Annotated in this window: 1 protein-coding gene; it reads right to left on the minus strand. The window is 64.6% G+C overall.

Annotation, left to right across the window (positions count from 1 at the left end):
- A partial coding sequence (locus tag OK412_RS23390; RefSeq protein WP_264353662.1) for a hypothetical protein occupies nucleotides 1-1,209 on the minus strand: 1,209 nt, incomplete at both ends.

Genomic DNA, 1,209 nt, shown 5'->3' on the forward strand with positions numbered 1-1,209 from the left:
CCTTTCGCATCCAGCAGCTGACCCTTGACGCAGCTGCCGGAGCCGTCTCCGCTCGCCGACTGCCACACCACGATGGCGCCGCCGTCCGGCAGGCTGGCTACCGACGAGACCGTCTGCGCTCCCGTGGTGGTGGTGTTCACCGTGTACTCGGAGTAGAACGCCGCATCCACGTCAATCACGATACCTTCAATGCCGGTTCCCGAACCGTCCACGTTGTCCGACTGCCACGTCACGTATACGCTGCCGTCCGCGGTCAGCACGGCGTCAAAGATGTGCGTTGCATCCACCGAGTCGCCACCGGTACCCTGGTTGCCGCTCGTGGTGGTGTTCACCAGGAACTCGCGTCCCACCCTGTTATCGTTCGCATCAAAGCGCTGTGCGTAGATGGCCGAGCCATCCCCGTCGCCGCCTTCGGAGCCCCAGATAAGCAGGTAGCCGCCATCATCCAGCGCCACGCCGACCGGCTTATACTGCTTGCCGCTGGTGTAGCTGTTGACGATGAAGTCACCGCTGCCGACCAGCGTCAGCGTTCCGGTGGCGGCATCCACGCGGTAGTGCACTGCGCGGATGTCAGAGTTGCTGGTGCCGCTGTCGCTGCTGTCCCAGAACACCACGATGCTGCCGTCGTTCAGGGTGATAACGTCCGGATAGTTCTGGGAGCTGTCCGTGGTGGTGTTCACCTGGAAGTTCCCCCCCAGTGGCGTGCCGTCTGCGGCAAAAATCTGCCCGACAACCCCGCTGCCGCTGGTGTCACCCGGACCGCTGGTGGCGTTCCACACGGTCACGTACATGCCGCCGTGCGCCGCATCGGTAAAGGCCGCCATTTCCGGCCCGCCGGAGCTGCCCATGCCCTTGCCGGTTGCCACCGTCACTTCGCCCGTCACCGGCTGGTTATCCGCCCCGTAGCTGCGCTGCACGATGCCTGTGCCCTGGTCTTCCCAGCTGATGATGTAGCCGCCGTCGGCGGTTGCCATCGCACCCGGACGGTTCTGTGCACCGCTGTAGGTGGTGTTCACCTGGAACTCGTCGGTCACCGCCTGGCCGTCGGCGCCGTAGCGGCGCGCCATCACGCCGTCGCCGCTGTTGTCCAGTCCGTTAACGTTGGACTCGTAGACAATCAGAAAGCCGCCGTCGGTCAGCGCGATCACCTGCGGGCTGTCCTGATTGTTGGCCGTGCGCTGGTTCACCTGCTGCTCGGTGCCGATTTTA

This window comes from Pantoea sp. JV6 (assembly GCF_025910055.1).
In the GTDB taxonomy this organism is placed as follows: Bacteria; Pseudomonadota; Gammaproteobacteria; order Enterobacterales; family Enterobacteriaceae; genus Pantoea; species Pantoea agglomerans.